The following is a 15,972-nucleotide window of genomic DNA, read 5'->3' as shown; positions in this document are numbered from 1 at the left end:
TTGTTTGGGCACTAGCACAAGGCTAAGACGCGTTGAGGTGAATTTTTAGAGCAATTACTCTAGGATGTCAAATAGCATAGTGTTTAAAGCTGTGTCGCGTAGCTGGACAAAAAGTTGGGGCGAGGCGGTGAATCTTTGTTGAAACGGCCTGTGCGGTAACACTTCTTCTGCCTCTACCTGTATCTTTCGCCCAAGCTGTACTGCTCTTAAGAGCGGTAAATTCTGATTATGTAGTGAGATCTTGTTGCTTATGGCAGCTGCGCCGAAAACCCGTGAACGGATCATCCAAGCCAGTCTTGAACTCTTTAACAGTCAGGGCGAGCGTAGCGTTACGACCAACCATATCGCTGAGTTTTTAGCGATTTCACCTGGCAATCTGTATTACCACTTCGGCAATAAGCAGGCGATCATTGCTGAGATATTTAGTCGTTACGAGTCTGACGTAGAGGGCTTTTTACGCTTGCCTGAAGGCCGTGAGCCTAGCATTGCAGACAAGAACTTCTACCTAGAGTCATTGCTCGAAGCGATGTGGCGGTATCGATTTCTACACCGCGATCTTGAGCATCTGCTCGACAGTGATCCGCTGCTGTCTGAGCGCTATCAGGCATTTTCTCAGCGCTGTGTGCGCAGTGCTCAGGCGATCTACCAGGGCTTCAGCGATGTTGGCATTCTGTTGATGACCACGCTGCAGATTGAGGCGTTGACGCTAAATGGCTGGATTATCCTCACCTCGTGGGTACGCTTTTTGTGTACCGCGCACCGCACCTCTGGGGATCTCAGCGAGCAGATGCTGCGGCGCGGTATCTACCAGGTGCTGGCGCTAGAGGTCGGATTTATTGCTCCGTCGGCACGGGCTGAGGTCGAAACCCTTCATCAGACCTATTATGTTCCCCTCGATGAGCTGATTTAGTCGCGCCCTGCACGCTGGCCAAACCACTGCGGAATACGCCGCTCAAGGTAATAGTCCGGACGCTGCGGTGTGCCTTCAATGAACCCAACATGTCCCCCTTTGCTGTGCAATTCAAATTCGATGCACTGGGCAAGTTCATGGGGCTCTGGCAGGCTGTGCGGGAACACGAACGGGTCGTCTTTGGCTTGAATCAACAAGGTCGGCGTGCAAATTTTGCCGAGGAAGTAGCGGCTCGAAGAGCGCTTGTAATAATCCTCTGCATCGCTGAATCCATGGAGTGGTGCGGTAACTTTGCCATCAAAGTCCCAGAAAGTTCGCATGCCATCAAGCGGGCCTAGCTTGTCGATGATCGACAGCTGATCGGCCTGGCCGCTGTGGCTGAACAGGCGCTGTTTGTCTTTGATGTAGGCGACCATCTCACGCATAAAGTGCGCCTGGTACACCTTTGAGAAGCCCATGCCGATTCGGTCTGCGCACTGGTCGAGCCTGAATGGAACCGACACCGCAATCGCGCCTTGCAACTGGCTTGCTTCGCCCGTTTCGCCCAGGTATTTGAGCAGTACATTGCCGCCCAGCGAATAGCCCGCCGCGTAGAGCGGTGCCATAGGCCGCTGCGCGCGCAGGTGCTTGACGGCTTCAGCCAAGTCTTCGCTGGCGCCGGAGTGGTAGCCACGGGGTAATAGGTTGGGTTCTCCCGAACAGCCGCGCCAATTCAAGGCAACGCTGGCCCAGCCCTGGGCGGCGAGGGACTGTTGCACGCCAAGTATGTACAGCGAGCTGGATGAACCGGTCAAGCCGTGCAGCAGCAGGACCAGTGGAGTGTCGGCCTGGTGCGGACCGTACCAGTCCATATCGAGAAAATCACCGTCTTCAAGCCACATCCGCTCGCGGTGACGTTCGAGTTTTGGCGGCGTGCGGCACATGGAATTCCATAGCGTCTGTAAGTGCGCGCTGGGAAGCCACCATGCAGGTTTGAAGGGTGTATTCATGCGGTTTGCCAGTGGAGGAACACATGGGCTTGGTGTTCAGCCCGCATACCGGATGCGGGCCGTATTTCAGGCAGCGAGTGATCGCTCCCATAATGAGTAATAGACCTGTCCGGACTTTTTCTCACGGTGTAAGCGCCAGTTTCCCGGTAAACCCAGCTTCGACGGCGCCTTCTCGCTTTCACAATAGACCCAGGCATCATCGCTTAGCCAGCCGCGGGACTCGAGCAACTCGCAGGCCGGAACCAGTAAGTCCTGGTGAAAGGGTGGGTCGAGAAAGACCACATCAAACCCAGTCGCAGGCTGGTTCTGCAGGTAATTAAGTGCATCACTTTGCAGCAGTTGGCCATTTTCACAGCGCAGGGTTTGCAGGTGGCCGCGCAGCGATGCAACTGAGTCTGGGTTCAAGTCGAGTGCCAGCGCGCTGGCCGCTCCGCGAGACAGCGCTTCGAGATACAGCGCGCCGCTACCGGTAAAGGGGTCGAGTACCCGCGCGCCCTCGATGTACGGTGCCAACCAGTTGAACAGGGTTTCGCGCACGCGATCAGGTGTTGGTCGCAGGCCCTGCGCATCAGGGAAAGTGAAGCGTCGTGAGCCCCACTCGCCACCAATAATGCGTACATGGCCGAGCCCGCCGTGGGCCCCTGTTCTGCTAGCTTGTTTGCTCATTAATGCTCCGGAACGCCAAGTGGTTGCTCGGCCGGGGTGTCAGTAGGTGGCGGCAAGGGTTGCTGGGCCACTGTCGGGCCGGCGGTGACTATGACCAGTGCATCTGGGTCAAGGTGTTTGGCCATGGCGGTTTTAATCTGCTCGACGGTCAGTGCCTGAACTTTCTGCATAAAGGTTTCGAGGTAGTCGAGTGGCAGATTATAGAAGCCGATAGCGCCTAACTGGCCGACAATCGCTGAGTTACTCGCAGTGGATAGCGGGAAGCTGCCGGCCATTTCGCGCTTGGCATTGTCCAGCTCTTTCTCGGTTGGGCCGTTTTTCAGGTAGTCGCGGAGCAGGTCCTTGACCAGTTTCAGCGTGCCTTCGCTAAGCTCTGCACGGGTTTGCAAGTTGATCATAAATGGACCGCGCACCTGCATTGCGGTGAAGCCTGAGTAAACCCCGTAGGTCAAGCCGCGCTTCTCGCGAACCTCTTCCATCAAGCGGGTGCCGAAGCCACCGCCGCCAAAAATCTGGTTGCCCATATACAGCGCCGCGTAATCCGGATCAGCACGGTCGATGCCAAGTTGTGCCAGCATCAGGTGCGTTTGCTTGGAGGGGAACTCGATGTGGTTGCTGCTGGCGACAGGCTTTTGCGGCTCAGCAATCGCAGGCAACGCCGGGCCTTTTGGCAGTGCCGCAGAGACTTTTGCGGTAATCGCTTCAGCTTCACTGCGACTCAGGTCGCCCACAAGGGCGATAACCGTATTGCCAGCACTGTAGGCTTTGGCATGAAAGGCTTCCAGCTGCTCAACAGTGATGGGCGGAATGGACTTCTCAGTGCCGTCACTTGGGTGGGCATAGGGGTGCTTGCCATAGAGCTTCTCGAACAACTCAATGCCGGCCAGGCTGCCTGGGTTCTGCTTCTGGTATTCGAAGCCGGCAAGCACCTGATTCTTGATTCGGGCGAATGAGTCTTTGGGGAATGTCGGCTGGCCGATCACCTGATTAAACAGGGTTAACGCGGGTTCGCGTTCTTTTTTCGCGCTCAGGCTACGCAAGCCTGCAACTGCCATGTCGCGGTACGAACCGTTGCTGAAATCTGCGCCGAGGTCTTCAAAACCGGCGGCAATTTGGCCGACATCTTTGCCCGGTACGCCTTCATTGAGCATGGCGTTGGTGAGCATGGCCAGACCCTGGGCGTCGCCATCCTGGCTGCTGCCAGCCGCAAAGGTCAGGCGTAGGTCAAACATTGGCAGTTCGTGCGCTTCAACAAACAGAACCTTTGCGCCTTCACTGGTTTTCCAGATCTGGATGTCCAGTTGACGGTGGCTGACAGTCTCACTCATTTCGCTGAGGGACTGCAGCTTGCTGCCGCTTTTCGCATCAGCGGACTCGGCGTTGGCACTGAGGCTGGTAATCGAGAGCGTTGACAACAAGGCCAGACTTAACAAGCCTGGGCGCAGGTAATTGCGCTTATTCATCGCTCTTCTCCTCTGGCAAAACATAGGCGACGCTGAGGCGGTCGTGGGTAAAGAATTTCTTCGCCGCCTCTTGGATATCTGCTGGGGTTACGGCTTCGAGCTCGCTGAGCTCTTTATCCATCAACTTCCAGGACAGGCCAACTGTCTCCAGTTGCCCAATGGAGGTGGCTTGGCTGGTGATCGAGTCACGCTCATAGACCAGGCCTGCAATCACTTGCGCCCTTACCCGGGCCACTTCTTCAGCCGATGGCGGGTTGTTTTGCAGGTCCTGCAATTCCTTCCACAGGCCGGCTTCGGTTTGCTCGATGGTTTTACCTTTTTGCGTGTTCGGTGTGGCCGTCAGCATGAACAAGCTGTCGCCACGCGGATAGGGGTCATACCAGGCCGATGCTCCAGAGACCAGCTCCTGGGCGCGCTCAAGGTGAGTCGGCAGGCGTGCACTGTAGCCGCCGTCAAGCAGGGCTGCGATCAAGCGCAGGGCATGCACATTGCGTGGCTTTTCAGCGGTGGCCAGGCCCGGCACGTTGAAGCCCATCATCAGGCTCGGCAGTTGGGTCTTGAGGTGCAGGGTCAGGCGGCGCTCACCGGGCTCGTCGAGATCCTTAGGGATCTTGACCGACGGCACGGCGCGCTTCGGAATCGGGCCAAAGTATTTCTGCGCGAGCTTTTTAACTTCAGCTTCGCTGACATCACCCACCACCACCAGGGTGGCGTTATTCGGCGCGTACCAAGATTCATACCACTGACGCAGCTCATCAACGCTCATGCGCTGCAGGTCGGCCATCCAGCCGATCGTCGGGTTGTGATAGCCGCTGGCAGGGTAGGCCATGGCCTTGAAGCGTTCGTAAGCCAAGCTGCTCGGCTTGTCATCTGTGCGCAGGCGGCGTTCTTCTTTGATCACTTCTATTTCGCGCTTGAACTCCTCGGGAGGCAGTTTCAATGTGGCCATGCGGTCGGCTTCAAGCTCCATCGAAACGCTTAGGCGGTCGCGGGCAAGCACTTGGTAATAGGCGGTGTAGTCATCGCTGGTAAAGGCATTTTCTTCAGCGCCGAGGTCGCGCAATACATGGGACGCTTCGCCTGGGCCGAGTTTGCTGCTGCCTTTGAACATCATGTGCTCAAGGGCGTGTGAAAGACCGGTGCGCCCAGGAGTCTCAAAGCTGGAACCCACTTTGTACCAGAGCTGGGAAACCACTACTGGCGCGCGGTGATCCTCGCGGACAATAACCTTGAGGCCATTATCGAGGCTGAACTCATGAGTGGCTTGGGGCTCGGCGGCAAATGCTGAGAGCGGTATGCAAAGCATACCCATCAGCAAGCCGGTAGCGCGGCGGGCAATCGTATTCATAAGGGGGTGGTCACCGAAGATAAAGGTTCGCCAGGTTAGGATGAGTGGAGCGCAAATCTGCATGCCTGAGGCGTTGAGTCTGATGCTGAGCCCATATGTAGCTCTTCTCCAGCTCAAGCCTGCGCCTTGGTAGATCATCACACATGAAGCAGTGGTTAAACAGCTAAGAGCAGCGGCTGGTCACGAGGGCTTAGCGTCTGCGGGTGCTGAGGTGCTAGGATACTCATCCGTTTTACTGCCGACCATGCCTGTAAAAGTCACTAAAAACCACCATCGAACAGTCAGCTGCGACTATTTGTCCTGCAACTGTTAGGTTTTTAGCGCAGATACTGGCGCGTCGCTTCTGTGAGATAGCCGGCCTCCATGTTTGGTTCCAACGACGATAAGAAGGCCCCAGCAGCGCCTGACACGAATACACCCGTGCAAACTGCTGACAAAACTGCCGAAAAGAAAGGCCTGTTTGGCTGGTTGCGGAAGAAACCGCAGGAGCCGACACCTTCTCCGGTGCAGCCTGAGACGCTGCCGCCTGTGGTCGAACCCGCCGAGCCCGTCCCGCCAGCAGTTGAGCCTGCTGTGCCTGCACCTGCGCCCGTTACCGACGAGCCTGATGCGCCCACGCCTATTGAGCCAGCGCTTGTTGAGGTGGTTATACCGCCTACAGACCAGCCCGCTCCCGTTCAGCAGGCGCTCGCCCAGCCAAATGTACCGTCACCCGCGCCTGAACCTGTTGCAGCCGCGCCGGTAGTCGTCGATGAGCAAGAAGCACCGAGCACTTCAAGTGGTTGGTTTAATCGCCTCAAGCAAGGTCTGTCGAAGACCAGTGCGGGCCTTGGCGAAGGGATGGCGGGGTTGTTTCTCGGCCAGAAGACCATCGATGACGACCTGATCGACGAAATTGAGACCCGTTTGCTTGTGGCTGACGTCGGTGTCGAGGCAACGACGCTGATCATTCAGAACCTCACCCAGAAGGTCGCCCGTAAAGAGCTGACCAAGGTCGACGCGCTGTACAAGTCGCTGCAGGACGAATTGGCTGCGCTGCTCAAACCGGTTGAGCAACCACTGGTAATCGACAGCAGCAAAACCCCATATGTAATTCTGGTTGTAGGTGTCAATGGCGCGGGTAAGACCACGACCATCGGTAAACTGGCGAAAAAGCTTCAGCAGGACGGTAAGAAAGTCATGCTCGCGGCGGGCGACACCTTCCGCGCGGCGGCTGTTGAGCAGTTACAGGTTTGGGGTGAGCGCAACAACATCCCGGTCATTGCCCAGCATACCGGCGCTGACTCCGCATCGGTGATCTTCGATGCGGTTCAAGCGGCCAAATCTCGCGGCGTCGATGTGTTAATCGCAGATACCGCAGGCCGCCTGCATACCAAAGACAACCTGATGGAAGAATTGAAGAAGGTCCGTCGGGTCATGGGCAAGCTGGATGACACCGCGCCGCACGAAGTGTTGCTGGTACTGGATGCCGGCACCGGGCAGAACGCGATCAATCAAGCGAAACAATTCAACCAAACCGTGAACTTGAACGGTTTAGTTTTGACCAAGCTGGATGGCACCGCTAAAGGTGGCGTGATCTTCGCTCTGGCCAAACAGTTCGGTTTGCCGATTCGTTATATCGGTGTTGGTGAAGGAATCGACGATTTGCGCACCTTTGTTGCAGATGACTTCGTTAAGGCGCTGTTTGCCGAGCGTTGAATCTGTGCCTAGGATCCTTCGAGGAGCAGCGTCAATAGGTTGCTCGAAAGATGCTCAATTGTTTTTGCAACATAACTAGGACACACCCTCGATGATTCGTTTCGAGCAGGTCGGTAAGCGTTATCCGAATGGACATGTCGGGCTCCACGAACTCAGCTTTCGTGTGCGTCGTGGTGAGTTTTTATTCGTCACCGGCCACTCTGGCGCGGGCAAAAGTACCTTGCTGCGCCTGATTTTGGCGATGGAGCGGCCAACCAGCGGCAAACTGTTGCTGGCGGGCCAGGACCTGGGCCAAATCACCAACGCGCAGATTCCATTCTTGCGCCGCCAGATTGGCGTGGTGTTCCAGAATCACCAGTTGCTGTTCGACCGCAGTGTTTTCGACAACGTGGCCTTGCCGTTGCAGATCCTTGGTTTGTCCAAGGCCGAGATTGGTGAGCGTGTCGGTTCGGCATTGGAGCGTGTGGCGCTGTCGGATAAAGCCGAGCAGTTCCCGGGTGATCTTTCCACTGGACAGCAGCAACGGGTCGGCATTGCCCGGGCCATCGTCCACCGTCCGGCTTTACTGCTTGCGGATGAGCCAACCGGGAACCTTGACCCGCGATTGGCTGCCGAGATCATGGGTGTGTTTGAAGACATAAACCGGCTGGGCACCAGCGTGCTGATTGCCAGCCACGATTTGGCGTTGATCGCACGCATGCGTCACCGCATGCTGACATTGCAGCGCGGCCGTTTGATTGGTGATGGAGACGCCGTCTAATGAGTGCGACTCGTATGCCTCCGCCGCAGCCTGCCCAGCGGGTAGGTGCTGCGCCGAAAAAAGCGGAACACAACAGCCTTGAAGACGGCCCGGACTTCAAGACCCAGCTGCACTCCTGGCTGGAGAACCACCGTGCCAGTTTGGCGGATAGCCTGCGCCGTTTGGGCAAGCAGCCGATTGGCAGCTTCTTTACCTGTTTAGTCATGGCGGTTGCCCTGAGCCTGCCGATGGGGTTGTCCCTGCTGCTCAACAATGTCGAGCGCTTGGGTGGCTCGTGGCAGCGCGCAGCACAGATCTCGCTGTTTCTGCAGATTGATGCGAGCGACGCTGATGGTCAGGCGCTGCGCGAGCAAATCGACAAAATGGACGATGTCGCGCAGACCGACTGGGTCAGCCGCGAGCAGGCCTTATCCGAGTTCCAAGAGCAATCTGGTTTAGGTCAGGCCTTGAAAGAGTTGCCGGAAAATCCACTGCCAGGCGTGGTGCTGGTCACGCCCAAAGAGGTCGACAAAGTCGGCCTTGAGGCCCTGCGTGAAAGGCTTGCCGCGTTGCCCAAGGTGCAGCAGGCACAGTTGGACTTGCTCTGGGTTGAACGCTTAACCGCCATTCTCAAGCTTGGCGAGCGCTTTATCTTCGGGCTGACCTTGCTGCTGATTATGGCGCTGCTGCTGGTTATCGGTAACACCATCCGCCTGCATATTGAGAATCGCCGCACCGAGATTGAAGTCATCAAGCTGGTCGGCGGTACCGACAGCTACGTGCGCAGGCCCTTTCTGTATATGGGCGCGCTCTATGGCTTCGGCGCCGGCGTGCTGGCGTGGCTGGTGCTTGCATACGGTCTGAATTGGCTGGACGGAGCCGTGGTCCGGTTGGCCGATTTGTATGGCAGCGATTTCAGTTTGGGCGGTGTCGCAGTAGCCGATGGTCTATCACTACTACTCGGCGCGGTATTGCTCGGTTATATTGGCGCCTGGCTAGCGGTAGCGCGTCATCTGCGCGAGCTGGCACCTAAGTGACAAGTTATTGATTTGATTGATATTGACTATTAGTGACGGAACTTGTAGAGGCGTTCTAAGTCATATCGAGCAGTGGTAAGCTGCACCTGTTAAGTCGTTTGGAGGATACAAATGTCCACTTCCTTGCAACCTGTTCATGCTTTAGTTCCAGGCGCCAACCTGGAGGCTTATGTGCATGCGGTCAACAGCATTCCGCTGCTGACGCCTGAGCAGGAGCGCGAGCTGGCCGAAAGTCTCTTCTACCAACAGAATTTAGAGGCTGCACGGCAAATGGTGCTCGCTCACCTGCGCTTTGTCGTGCACATCGCACGTAGCTACTCGGGTTATGGCTTGGCGCAAGCTGACCTGATCCAAGAAGGCAATGTCGGCCTTATGAAAGCGGTTAAACGCTTCAACCCAGAAATGGGTGTGCGTCTGGTGTCCTTTGCCGTGCACTGGATTCGTGCAGAAATTCACGAGTTCATCCTGCGCAACTGGCGCATTGTCAAAGTGGCAACCACCAAAGCTCAGCGTAAGCTGTTCTTTAACCTGCGCAGCCAAAAGAAACGTCTGGCTTGGTTGAACAATGATGAGGTCAACGCAGTGGCTGAAAGCCTCGGTGTTGAACCCCGTGAAGTGCGCGAAATGGAAAGTCGTCTGACTGGTCACGACATGGCCTTCGATCCGGCGGCTGACGATGATGACGACCGCGCATTCCAGACACCCGCTCAGTACCTTGAGGATCACCGCTACGATCCAGCGGTGCAGCTTGAAGACGCGGATTGGAGTGATAGCTCTACGGCTAACCTGCACGAAGCGCTGGACGGCCTTGATGAACGCAGTCGCGATATTCTCTATCAGCGCTGGTTATCAGAAGAAAAAGCCACGCTGCATGACTTGGCGGCGAAGTACAATGTTTCTGCTGAGCGCATTCGCCAGTTAGAGAAAAATGCTATGAGTAAGCTCAAAGGCTCAATTGCTGCCTGAGCCTAGGGATTCAAGAAGCCGCACATCAGTGCGGCTTTTTTCTGCCTGAGGAAAAATATGAAGTTGCCGCCGTTGCGTGTTCAACACTGGTTAATTTTTGCAGGTGTCGCGGTGATCTTTTTTAGCTGGGGCGCATGGCTGATGCGCGGCCCACAAACGGTCGAGCCGCTGGCATGGCTGCAGAAATGGCAGACCGATATTTTTGATCCATTGGCCGCTGATCAACTCTCCTTGTCCGGCCTGAGCGGTGAAGTTGAAGACGACGGTGAGCTTTGGTTGCAGCCACGTCTCGACGGCTCTCGGCTGCTTTACCGCAGTGAGTTACAGGCTGATGATCAGGTCTGGACAGTCGAAGCCCGTATCGCCCTGAGTGATGATGAGTTGACTAGCCTGATGGCGGCGGCGGGCGTTGACGAGAAAGGCGAGGAGCAGCCACTGAGTGCGCAATTGGTCAGGCAGCTTGGGCATTACGAGATTATTTACCTGAGCCTCAAGCCCTTGGATGCCGTCAGCATTGAGCAAATAGTCAGTACCCTGGGTCAGCCGAAACTACGTCTCGAACTGAAGGAAGGCGGGCAGGCTCTGGTTTATCCACAGTTCGGGATTACCGTGCACACCCTTGATGACGATGTCGAATTGCTGTTTGCCGTGCCCCAGCGCCTGCTTGCGCCCTGAGCTTACTTGCCCAGCGCGTCCGCCATCCACTGTGGTTTTGAAGGGCTGAGCTGATTCAGGTAATGGCTGCCACCGAGTTGGCGCATTTGCCGGCGAATCCAGCTCGCCCTCCGGTTGATATAAGCGGTTGGCCTGCTGGCACTCCATTCGCGCGGGTTCGGCAGCACGGCCGCAAGTAAGCTGGCCTGGTGTGCTGATAAATAGGATGCGCCAGTGCCAAAGTGATGCTCTGCTGCGGCCTGTGCGCCGAATACACCGACGCCCCATTCGGCGGTGTTCAAATAGACTTCGAGAATTCGTTGTTTAGGCCAAAGCAACTCGAGCAGGCCGGTGAACCAGACCTCGATGCCTTTGCGCAGCCAGCTGCGGCCTGACCAGAGAAACAGGTTTTTCGCCACTTGCTGGCTCAGGGTGCTGGCGCCGCGCATGCTGCCGCCTTCCTGATTGTGTTCAATCGCTGCGCGGATCGCGGCAACGTCAAAGCCCCAGTGCTCAGAAAATTTCTGGTCTTCACCGGCGATCACGGCGATTTTCAAATCATCAGGCAGCTCTTTCCACGGTCGCCATGTGCGTTGCAGGTCAATGGGCTTGCCATTCATCCATGATTGCACCTTGCGCTCGACCATCAGCGCGCTGCCCGGTGGTGGCACCCAACGCAGCACCAAAACCAGCAGGGCCGAACCGGCCATGAACCAGAGCAGGGATTTAAACAGAATGCGGCGGATGGTTTGAAACATGCGTGCTTGGCCCGGCTGAGTTTGCAGGCCATTATAACGATCATACTGGCCTTGTCTGGAGTGATCGATGGCGCGTTTGTGGTTAATCTTGTCAGCTGTTGCCGGTTTCACCGGTGTGGGCCTTGGTGCATTTGCTGCCCATGGCCTGAAGAAGACCCTCAGCAGCGACTATTTGGCGGTGTTCCAAACCGGCACCCATTACCAGTTGATTCATGCCTTGGCGCTGTTTGGTGTCGGCTTGCTTGCGCTGTACGCGCCGGGGCGCTGGGTGACCTTGGCGGGCGTGTTCTTTTGCGCAGGCATCGCGCTGTTCTCCGGCAGTTTGTATGCCTTGAGCCTCAGTGGAATCGGCAAGCTGGGGATAATCACTCCCTTCGGTGGTTTGGCATTTTTGCTGGGTTGGTTATGCCTGGGCTTGGCCGCTTGGCGCTTAACGCCGAACTGAGAAAGCTGCCAATGTATGCAAGCTGACTCGCGCGTCAGAAAATAGCGAGAATGATGCGCTTTGGCCTTGGTCGTAGCGGTTGATCGGGCTAGAATGCTGACCCCTTTGAATTTGGGACCGCTACTTCATGCGCATTCAACTCAATGGTGAGCCACTTGAGCTTACCGATGGCCAGACTGTCGCTGGGCTGATTGCTCAGCTGGATCTGACGGGCCGCCGCGTGGCGGTCGAACTCAATCTGGATATTGTGCCTCGCAGCCAGCATGCCAGCACTGTGTTGGCAGAAGGTGATCGAATAGAAGTTGTCCACGCAATCGGTGGCGGCTAAGCACGCGCTGCCTTTTCAGCGGATCAGTAGGTGTTACATCCCGCCAATTTTGCTAGGTGCTCAAGCTCAGGCTTATAGAGCGCAACCCGCACGAGGAGTTTTCGATGAGCCAAGTTCGTAACGACAAACCTTTCACGCTGGCCGGTCGTACCTATCAATCGCGTTTATTGGTGGGCACCGGTAAGTACCAGGATCTGGAGCAAACCCGGGTCGCCATTGAGGCCTCTGGTGCAGAGATCGTCACCGTAGCGGTGCGTCGCACCAACATCGGCCAGAACCCGGGCGAGCCAAACCTGCTTGATGTCATTTCCCCTGATCGCTACACCATTCTGCCGAATACCGCAGGTTGTTACGATGCTGCCGAGGCTGTGCGTACTTGCCGCCTGGCCCGTGAACTGCTCGATGGCCACAATCTGGTCAAGCTTGAAGTGTTGGCCGATCAGAAGACCTTGTTTCCGAACGTGATCGAAACCATCAAGGCCGCTGAAATTCTGGTCAAAGATGGCTTTGATGTAATGGTGTATACCAGCGACGACCCGATTATCGCTCGCCTGCTGGCCGAGATGGGCTGCATCGCGGTGATGCCGCTGGCCGGTTTGATCGGCACTGGCTTGGGTATCTGCAACCCGTACAACCTGCGCATCATCCTCGAAGAAGCCACAGTGCCGGTGCTGGTTGATGCCGGCGTGGGCACTGCCTCGGATGCCACCATCGCCATGGAACTGGGCTGTGAAGCCGTGCTGATGAACAGCGCAATCGCCCATGCACAAAACCCGGTAATGATGGCTGAAGCCATGAAGTACGCCATTGAAGCCGGTCGTCTGGCTTACTTGGCGGGGCGCATGCCGAAGAAGCTGTATGCCAGTGCTTCATCGCCCCTGGACGGTATGATCCGCTAATAAATCACGGAAAAACTACTGCGCTGCGTTGTAAGCAATTTACCAAGCTCCAGTTTTCCTTAATTGTCTACCCGCGTCGGGCTAAGCCTTGGCGCCGGCAGACGCAGTACCCCCGAGTAAGAGTACGAAATGACTGATTCTCCACAGGCCACCCCTGACACTTCGCCTAAGCTGCGCACCATCAAGAGCTTTGTTATGCGCGCTGGGCGCATGACCGAAGGACAACAGCGGGGTCTGGATCAGGGTTTGAGCAAGTTTGGTTTAAAGCTTGAAGACGGCCCTCAGGATTTTGATGCCGTGTTCGGGCGTCAAGCGCCACGCACCTTTGAAATTGGCTTTGGCATGGGCCATTCCTTGCTTGAGATGGCTGCAGCGGCGCCTGAGCACGACTTTATCGGGGTCGAGGTGCACCGTCCTGGCGTGGGCGCTTTGCTTAATGGTTTGCTGACGCAGAACATAAGTAACGTCCGCGTTTATAGCTGCGATGCCTTGGAAGTGCTGCGCAACTGTGTTGCCGACAACAGCCTCGACAGGCTGATGCTGTTTTTTCCGGACCCATGGCACAAGGCGCGTCACCACAAGCGGCGCATTGTTCAGCTCGAGTTTGCTGAGCTGGTTCGGCAGAAGCTTAAAGTCGGCGGTGTGCTGCACATGGCCACTGACTGGGAGCCTTATGCCGAGTACATGCTGGAAGTGATGAACGCGGCGCCCGGTTACAAAAACCTGGCGGACGACGGCACCTGGGTTCCACGTCCTGCAGAGCGACCAATCACCAAGTTTGAACGCCGTGGTGAGCGCCTGGGCCATGGTGTCTGGGACTTAAAGTTCGAGCGCCAGGACTAGGCCTTCAGCCAGCAGCCTGTGTCCCGGCACAGGCTGCACCGGTCTGTTTTCTAAACGTGGCTGAGCGATGATGTTAAACACCGCGCGAAGCAGCGTCGTTTACAAAAATTTGCAATTGCGCTGATCCGCCCAATCGCCCGTGATTCAAGCCTTGCTTGCACCGCATGTGCGCCACACCGCGCCCTGAGTAACAAATTTACCTCGCACCCAAAGCAAATGCTTGTTTGAAAGGGTAGACTGCGCCCGACTTTTAGCCGTAGGTCGCCTGTGTTTGCCCTTAGTGCAGGCACTTGAGTCAGTAACCGCCAGGCTGATACGTCAACTCAAGGATGAGCACAAAGCCGGGAGGACTCGGCGCCAGGATGGCTTCTCACCAAGACTGACCAATAAAGCCAAGCCATTGCTTGGGATAAAAAACAGCGGTGCATGAAAGTAGTCTGCGCTGTGGGAGAGTACTGTGTTGCGCAAATTCTCGATTCTGTTGTTGGCTGCAGTGGCGCTGAACGCCCAAGCCAAGGTTGATAATAGTCAGGCTAACCGGCTTGGCCAGGACCTGACCCCGCTCGGTGGTGAAATAGCCGGCAACGCCGCTGGCACTATTCCCCGCTGGGAAGGCGGCTTGGCCAAGCCACCCGCCAATTACTCGGCAGGCATGCATCATCCTGATCCATACGCTGGCGAGCAGCCGCTGTATCAGGTCAATAGTCAAAACATAAGCCAGTACCAAGCGCAGTTGCCCTTGGGCCTCAAGGTACTGCTGGAGAAGCACCCAGATTATTATCTGCAGGTATTCCCCACTCATCGAAGCGCTGCTGCGCCGCAACGTATTTACGATGCCACCCGGTATAACGCAGTTAACGCCGAGCTGATATCCGGTGGCAATGGCGTGGACGGTGTTGCCTCGGGCATACCGTTCCCGTTGCCGCAAAACGGCCAGGAAGCCATCTGGAACCACATCATGCGTTACCGTGGAGACCAGATCAGTTTTGTCACCAATCAGGCGGCGGTGCTTGCGAACGGCTCTTACAACCTGCTCAAGCTCGAGCGTGACGTTTATTTTTTATACGGCCGCGAGGGCGTGACGCCGAAAGACCTCAATAACACCTTGTTCTATTACAAATACAAGGTGGTCGCGCCATCCAAGCTGGCTGGTTCTGCGTTGGTTGTGCAGGAAACCCTCGACCAGGTTCTGGCGATTCGCAAAGCCTGGCGCTTCAACCGCGGTGAACGTCGCGTGCGCCGTTTGCCAATGCTAGCGTATGACACCTTGCAACCTGACACCAATGGCATGGCCACTGCCGACGTAGTCGACTCCTACAACGGTGCGCCAAACCGTTACGAGTGGAAGCTGCTGGGCAAGCAAGAAATGATCGTGCCGTACAACAGCTACGCGGTGCATCAGCAAGGTATCCCATACGAGACAATTCTCAAGCGCAGCACGCTCAACCCTGAGTTGCTACGCTATGAGCTGCATCGGGTATGGGTTGTGGAGGCGGAGTTGCGCAAGGGCTTCAGCCACCCTTATGCCAAACGCCGTTTCTACATTGATGAAGACAGCTGGCAGATTCTGGCGGTTGACCTGTACAACAAGGACGGCGAGTTGAGCGGCTTGCAAGAAAGCCATCCGATCAGTTACTACGATGTGCCCATGTTTGGCAGCACGCTGGAAACCATCTATGACTTCAAAGGCGAGCGCTATTTTGTCGATGGTCTGGATAACAATGAGCCGATGTACAATTTCAATGCCGACCTGACGCCGCGTGATTTCACGCCCCAGGCGTTGCGCCGCTCGGGCAACTGAAGCGCGCCCGCGTGACCCAGCACCCTGCGAAGGGAACTGCGCGGGGTGTTTTGTTTTTGCAGGGCATTACGCTGGCTCCTTCAGCCGCTGAGCAGGACGGCCAGCCAGACGCGGAAAAGCCGCCTTAAGGCGGCTTTTTGTGAGTGACTGCTGATACAGTTCCTACACGTTACGCGGATGAAACGATGGAGATACGGTTGAAACGGGGCCGCTCATCACGGCTATAAGTCCTGCCTATGTGCTGTGCGCTGAAGACTGAGTAGCGTTGGCATTCTTGGTTCTACAGTAGATCCAACTCATTTGTGCGCTGCCAGCTCCAGATTTACTGGTCGTCATCAGACGAATGCCGGTGTGCCGCTCCAAACTGTTGGTGCCGAACGTTGATATGGCAACGTGACGTCGAGTTTCCAGGCCCAGTTGTCGGCTAA

The 15,972-nt window shown here is 56.4% G+C and carries 16 protein-coding genes; 11 read left to right on the top strand and 5 right to left on the bottom strand.

Annotation, left to right across the window (positions count from 1 at the left end; all coding sequences use genetic code 11):
* Nucleotides 1–250: 250 nt before the first annotated feature.
* Entirely contained in the window at nt 251–910 is a 660-nt protein-coding gene (locus AACY09_RS13660) for a TetR/AcrR family transcriptional regulator (RefSeq protein ID WP_339489363.1), read from the top strand.
* On the opposite strand, the gene AACY09_RS13655 is transcribed toward AACY09_RS13660, so the two are convergent.
* From AACY09_RS13655 to AACY09_RS13640, 4 genes are all read right to left on the bottom strand, one after another.
* Nucleotides 907–1,899 carry a hydrolase gene (locus AACY09_RS13655; RefSeq protein WP_339488785.1) on the bottom strand — a complete coding sequence of 331 codons (993 nt, stop codon included), beginning with the start codon at nt 1,897–1,899 and terminating at the stop codon, nt 907–909. The two genes, AACY09_RS13660 and AACY09_RS13655, sit on opposite strands and share 4 nt — an antisense overlap.
* Nucleotides 1,900–1,965: 66 nt before the next feature.
* Nucleotides 1,966–2,565: a 16S rRNA (guanine(966)-N(2))-methyltransferase RsmD gene (gene rsmD / locus AACY09_RS13650; RefSeq protein ID WP_339488783.1), complete on the bottom strand. Its 600-nt coding sequence runs from the start codon at nt 2,563–2,565 to the stop codon at nt 1,966–1,968.
* Nucleotides 2,565–4,028 (bottom strand): M16 family metallopeptidase, encoded by a 1,464-nt coding sequence (locus AACY09_RS13645; protein ID WP_339488782.1) that lies wholly within the window; start codon nt 4,026–4,028, stop codon nt 2,565–2,567. The genes rsmD and AACY09_RS13645 overlap by 1 nt, the downstream gene beginning before the upstream one ends.
* Entirely contained in the window at nt 4,021–5,376 is a 1,356-nt protein-coding gene (locus AACY09_RS13640) for a M16 family metallopeptidase (RefSeq protein WP_339488780.1), read from the bottom strand. The genes AACY09_RS13645 and AACY09_RS13640 overlap by 8 nt, the downstream gene beginning before the upstream one ends.
* 363 nt (nt 5,377–5,739) lie before the next feature.
* On the opposite strand from AACY09_RS13640, the gene ftsY reads away from it, so the two are divergent.
* The 5 genes from ftsY to AACY09_RS13615 all read left to right on the top strand — a co-directional run bounded on the left by ftsY (nt 5,740) and on the right by AACY09_RS13615 (nt 10,491).
* Complete coding sequence (gene ftsY, locus AACY09_RS13635) at nt 5,740–7,074, top strand: signal recognition particle-docking protein FtsY (protein WP_339488778.1); 1,335 nt, start codon at nt 5,740–5,742, stop codon at nt 7,072–7,074.
* Nucleotides 7,075–7,165: 91 nt separating this feature from the next.
* Nucleotides 7,166–7,834 carry a cell division ATP-binding protein FtsE gene (ftsE, locus tag AACY09_RS13630; RefSeq protein WP_010489490.1) on the top strand — a complete coding sequence of 223 codons (669 nt, stop codon included), beginning with the start codon at nt 7,166–7,168 and terminating at the stop codon, nt 7,832–7,834.
* Nucleotides 7,834–8,850, top strand: a complete 1,017-nt coding sequence (ftsX, locus tag AACY09_RS13625) for a permease-like cell division protein FtsX (RefSeq protein WP_339488774.1) — start codon at nt 7,834–7,836, stop codon at nt 8,848–8,850. Before ftsE ends, ftsX begins: the two co-directional genes overlap by 1 nt.
* Before the next feature lie 111 nt (nt 8,851–8,961).
* The gene (rpoH, locus tag AACY09_RS13620; RefSeq protein WP_339488772.1) at nt 8,962–9,816 is read left to right on the top strand and encodes an RNA polymerase sigma factor RpoH; all 855 of its coding nucleotides are present in this window, start codon (nt 8,962–8,964) and stop codon (nt 9,814–9,816) included.
* A 57-nt stretch (nt 9,817–9,873) separates the two neighbouring features.
* Entirely contained in the window at nt 9,874–10,491 is a 618-nt protein-coding gene (locus AACY09_RS13615) for a hypothetical protein (protein WP_339488770.1), read from the top strand.
* A gap of 2 nt (nt 10,492–10,493) precedes the next feature.
* On the opposite strand, the gene mtgA is transcribed toward AACY09_RS13615, so the two are convergent.
* Nucleotides 10,494–11,228, bottom strand: a complete 735-nt coding sequence (gene mtgA, locus AACY09_RS13610; RefSeq protein WP_339488769.1) for a monofunctional biosynthetic peptidoglycan transglycosylase — start codon at nt 11,226–11,228, stop codon at nt 10,494–10,496.
* Nucleotides 11,229–11,295: 67 nt separating this feature from the next.
* Between mtgA and AACY09_RS13605 the strand changes: the two genes are divergently transcribed.
* The 5 genes from AACY09_RS13605 to AACY09_RS13585 all read left to right on the top strand — a co-directional run bounded on the left by AACY09_RS13605 (nt 11,296) and on the right by AACY09_RS13585 (nt 15,544).
* Nucleotides 11,296–11,673 carry a DUF423 domain-containing protein gene (locus AACY09_RS13605; protein WP_339488768.1) on the top strand — a complete coding sequence of 126 codons (378 nt, stop codon included), beginning with the start codon at nt 11,296–11,298 and terminating at the stop codon, nt 11,671–11,673.
* A gap of 127 nt (nt 11,674–11,800) precedes the next feature.
* On the top strand, nt 11,801–12,001 hold the full coding sequence (gene thiS / locus AACY09_RS13600; protein ID WP_339488766.1) for a sulfur carrier protein ThiS: 201 nt from the start codon (nt 11,801–11,803) through the stop codon (nt 11,999–12,001).
* 104 nt (nt 12,002–12,105) lie between these two features.
* A complete protein-coding gene (locus AACY09_RS13595) occupies nt 12,106–12,900 on the top strand; it encodes a thiazole synthase (protein ID WP_339488764.1) in 795 nt (264 codons plus the stop codon).
* Between the two features lie 171 nt (nt 12,901–13,071).
* Complete coding sequence (gene trmB, locus AACY09_RS13590; RefSeq protein WP_339489362.1) at nt 13,072–13,743, top strand: tRNA (guanosine(46)-N7)-methyltransferase TrmB; 672 nt, start codon at nt 13,072–13,074, stop codon at nt 13,741–13,743.
* A 457-nt stretch (nt 13,744–14,200) separates the two neighbouring features.
* Nucleotides 14,201–15,544: a DUF1329 domain-containing protein gene (locus AACY09_RS13585; protein ID WP_339488763.1), complete on the top strand. Its 1,344-nt coding sequence runs from the start codon at nt 14,201–14,203 to the stop codon at nt 15,542–15,544.
* Nucleotides 15,545–15,972: the final 428 nt, after the last annotated feature.

Source organism: Pseudomonas sp. EL_65y_Pfl2_R95 (assembly GCF_963971045.1).
GTDB lineage: Bacteria > Pseudomonadota > Gammaproteobacteria > Pseudomonadales > Pseudomonadaceae > Aquipseudomonas.
Note: the sequence above shows the minus strand (reverse complement) of the source record. Positions and strands in the feature narration are given on the sequence as shown.

What these genes read in the sequence shown, in the direction of transcription:
- ftsY (WP_339488778.1), top strand. Translation starts at nt 5,740, where the DNA reads ATGTTTGGTTCCAACGACGATAAGAAGGCCCCAGCAGCGCCTGACACG.
- ftsE (WP_010489490.1), top strand. Translation starts at nt 7,166, where the DNA reads ATGATTCGTTTCGAGCAGGTCGGTAAGCGTTATCCGAATGGACATGTC.
- AACY09_RS13640 (WP_339488780.1), bottom strand. Translation starts at nt 5,376, where the DNA reads ATGAATACGATTGCCCGCCGCGCTACCGGCTTGCTGATGGGTATGCTT.
- thiS (WP_339488766.1), top strand. Translation starts at nt 11,801, where the DNA reads ATGCGCATTCAACTCAATGGTGAGCCACTTGAGCTTACCGATGGCCAG.
- mtgA (WP_339488769.1), bottom strand. Translation starts at nt 11,228, where the DNA reads ATGTTTCAAACCATCCGCCGCATTCTGTTTAAATCCCTGCTCTGGTTC.
- ftsX (WP_339488774.1), top strand. Translation starts at nt 7,834, where the DNA reads ATGAGTGCGACTCGTATGCCTCCGCCGCAGCCTGCCCAGCGGGTAGGT.
- AACY09_RS13645 (WP_339488782.1), bottom strand. Translation starts at nt 4,028, where the DNA reads ATGAATAAGCGCAATTACCTGCGCCCAGGCTTGTTAAGTCTGGCCTTG.
- AACY09_RS13660 (WP_339489363.1), top strand. Translation starts at nt 251, where the DNA reads ATGGCAGCTGCGCCGAAAACCCGTGAACGGATCATCCAAGCCAGTCTT.
- AACY09_RS13615 (WP_339488770.1), top strand. Translation starts at nt 9,874, where the DNA reads ATGAAGTTGCCGCCGTTGCGTGTTCAACACTGGTTAATTTTTGCAGGT.
- AACY09_RS13655 (WP_339488785.1), bottom strand. Translation starts at nt 1,899, where the DNA reads ATGAATACACCCTTCAAACCTGCATGGTGGCTTCCCAGCGCGCACTTA.
- AACY09_RS13595 (WP_339488764.1), top strand. Translation starts at nt 12,106, where the DNA reads ATGAGCCAAGTTCGTAACGACAAACCTTTCACGCTGGCCGGTCGTACC.
- rpoH (WP_339488772.1), top strand. Translation starts at nt 8,962, where the DNA reads ATGTCCACTTCCTTGCAACCTGTTCATGCTTTAGTTCCAGGCGCCAAC.
- AACY09_RS13605 (WP_339488768.1), top strand. Translation starts at nt 11,296, where the DNA reads ATGGCGCGTTTGTGGTTAATCTTGTCAGCTGTTGCCGGTTTCACCGGT.
- rsmD (WP_339488783.1), bottom strand. Translation starts at nt 2,565, where the DNA reads ATGAGCAAACAAGCTAGCAGAACAGGGGCCCACGGCGGGCTCGGCCAT.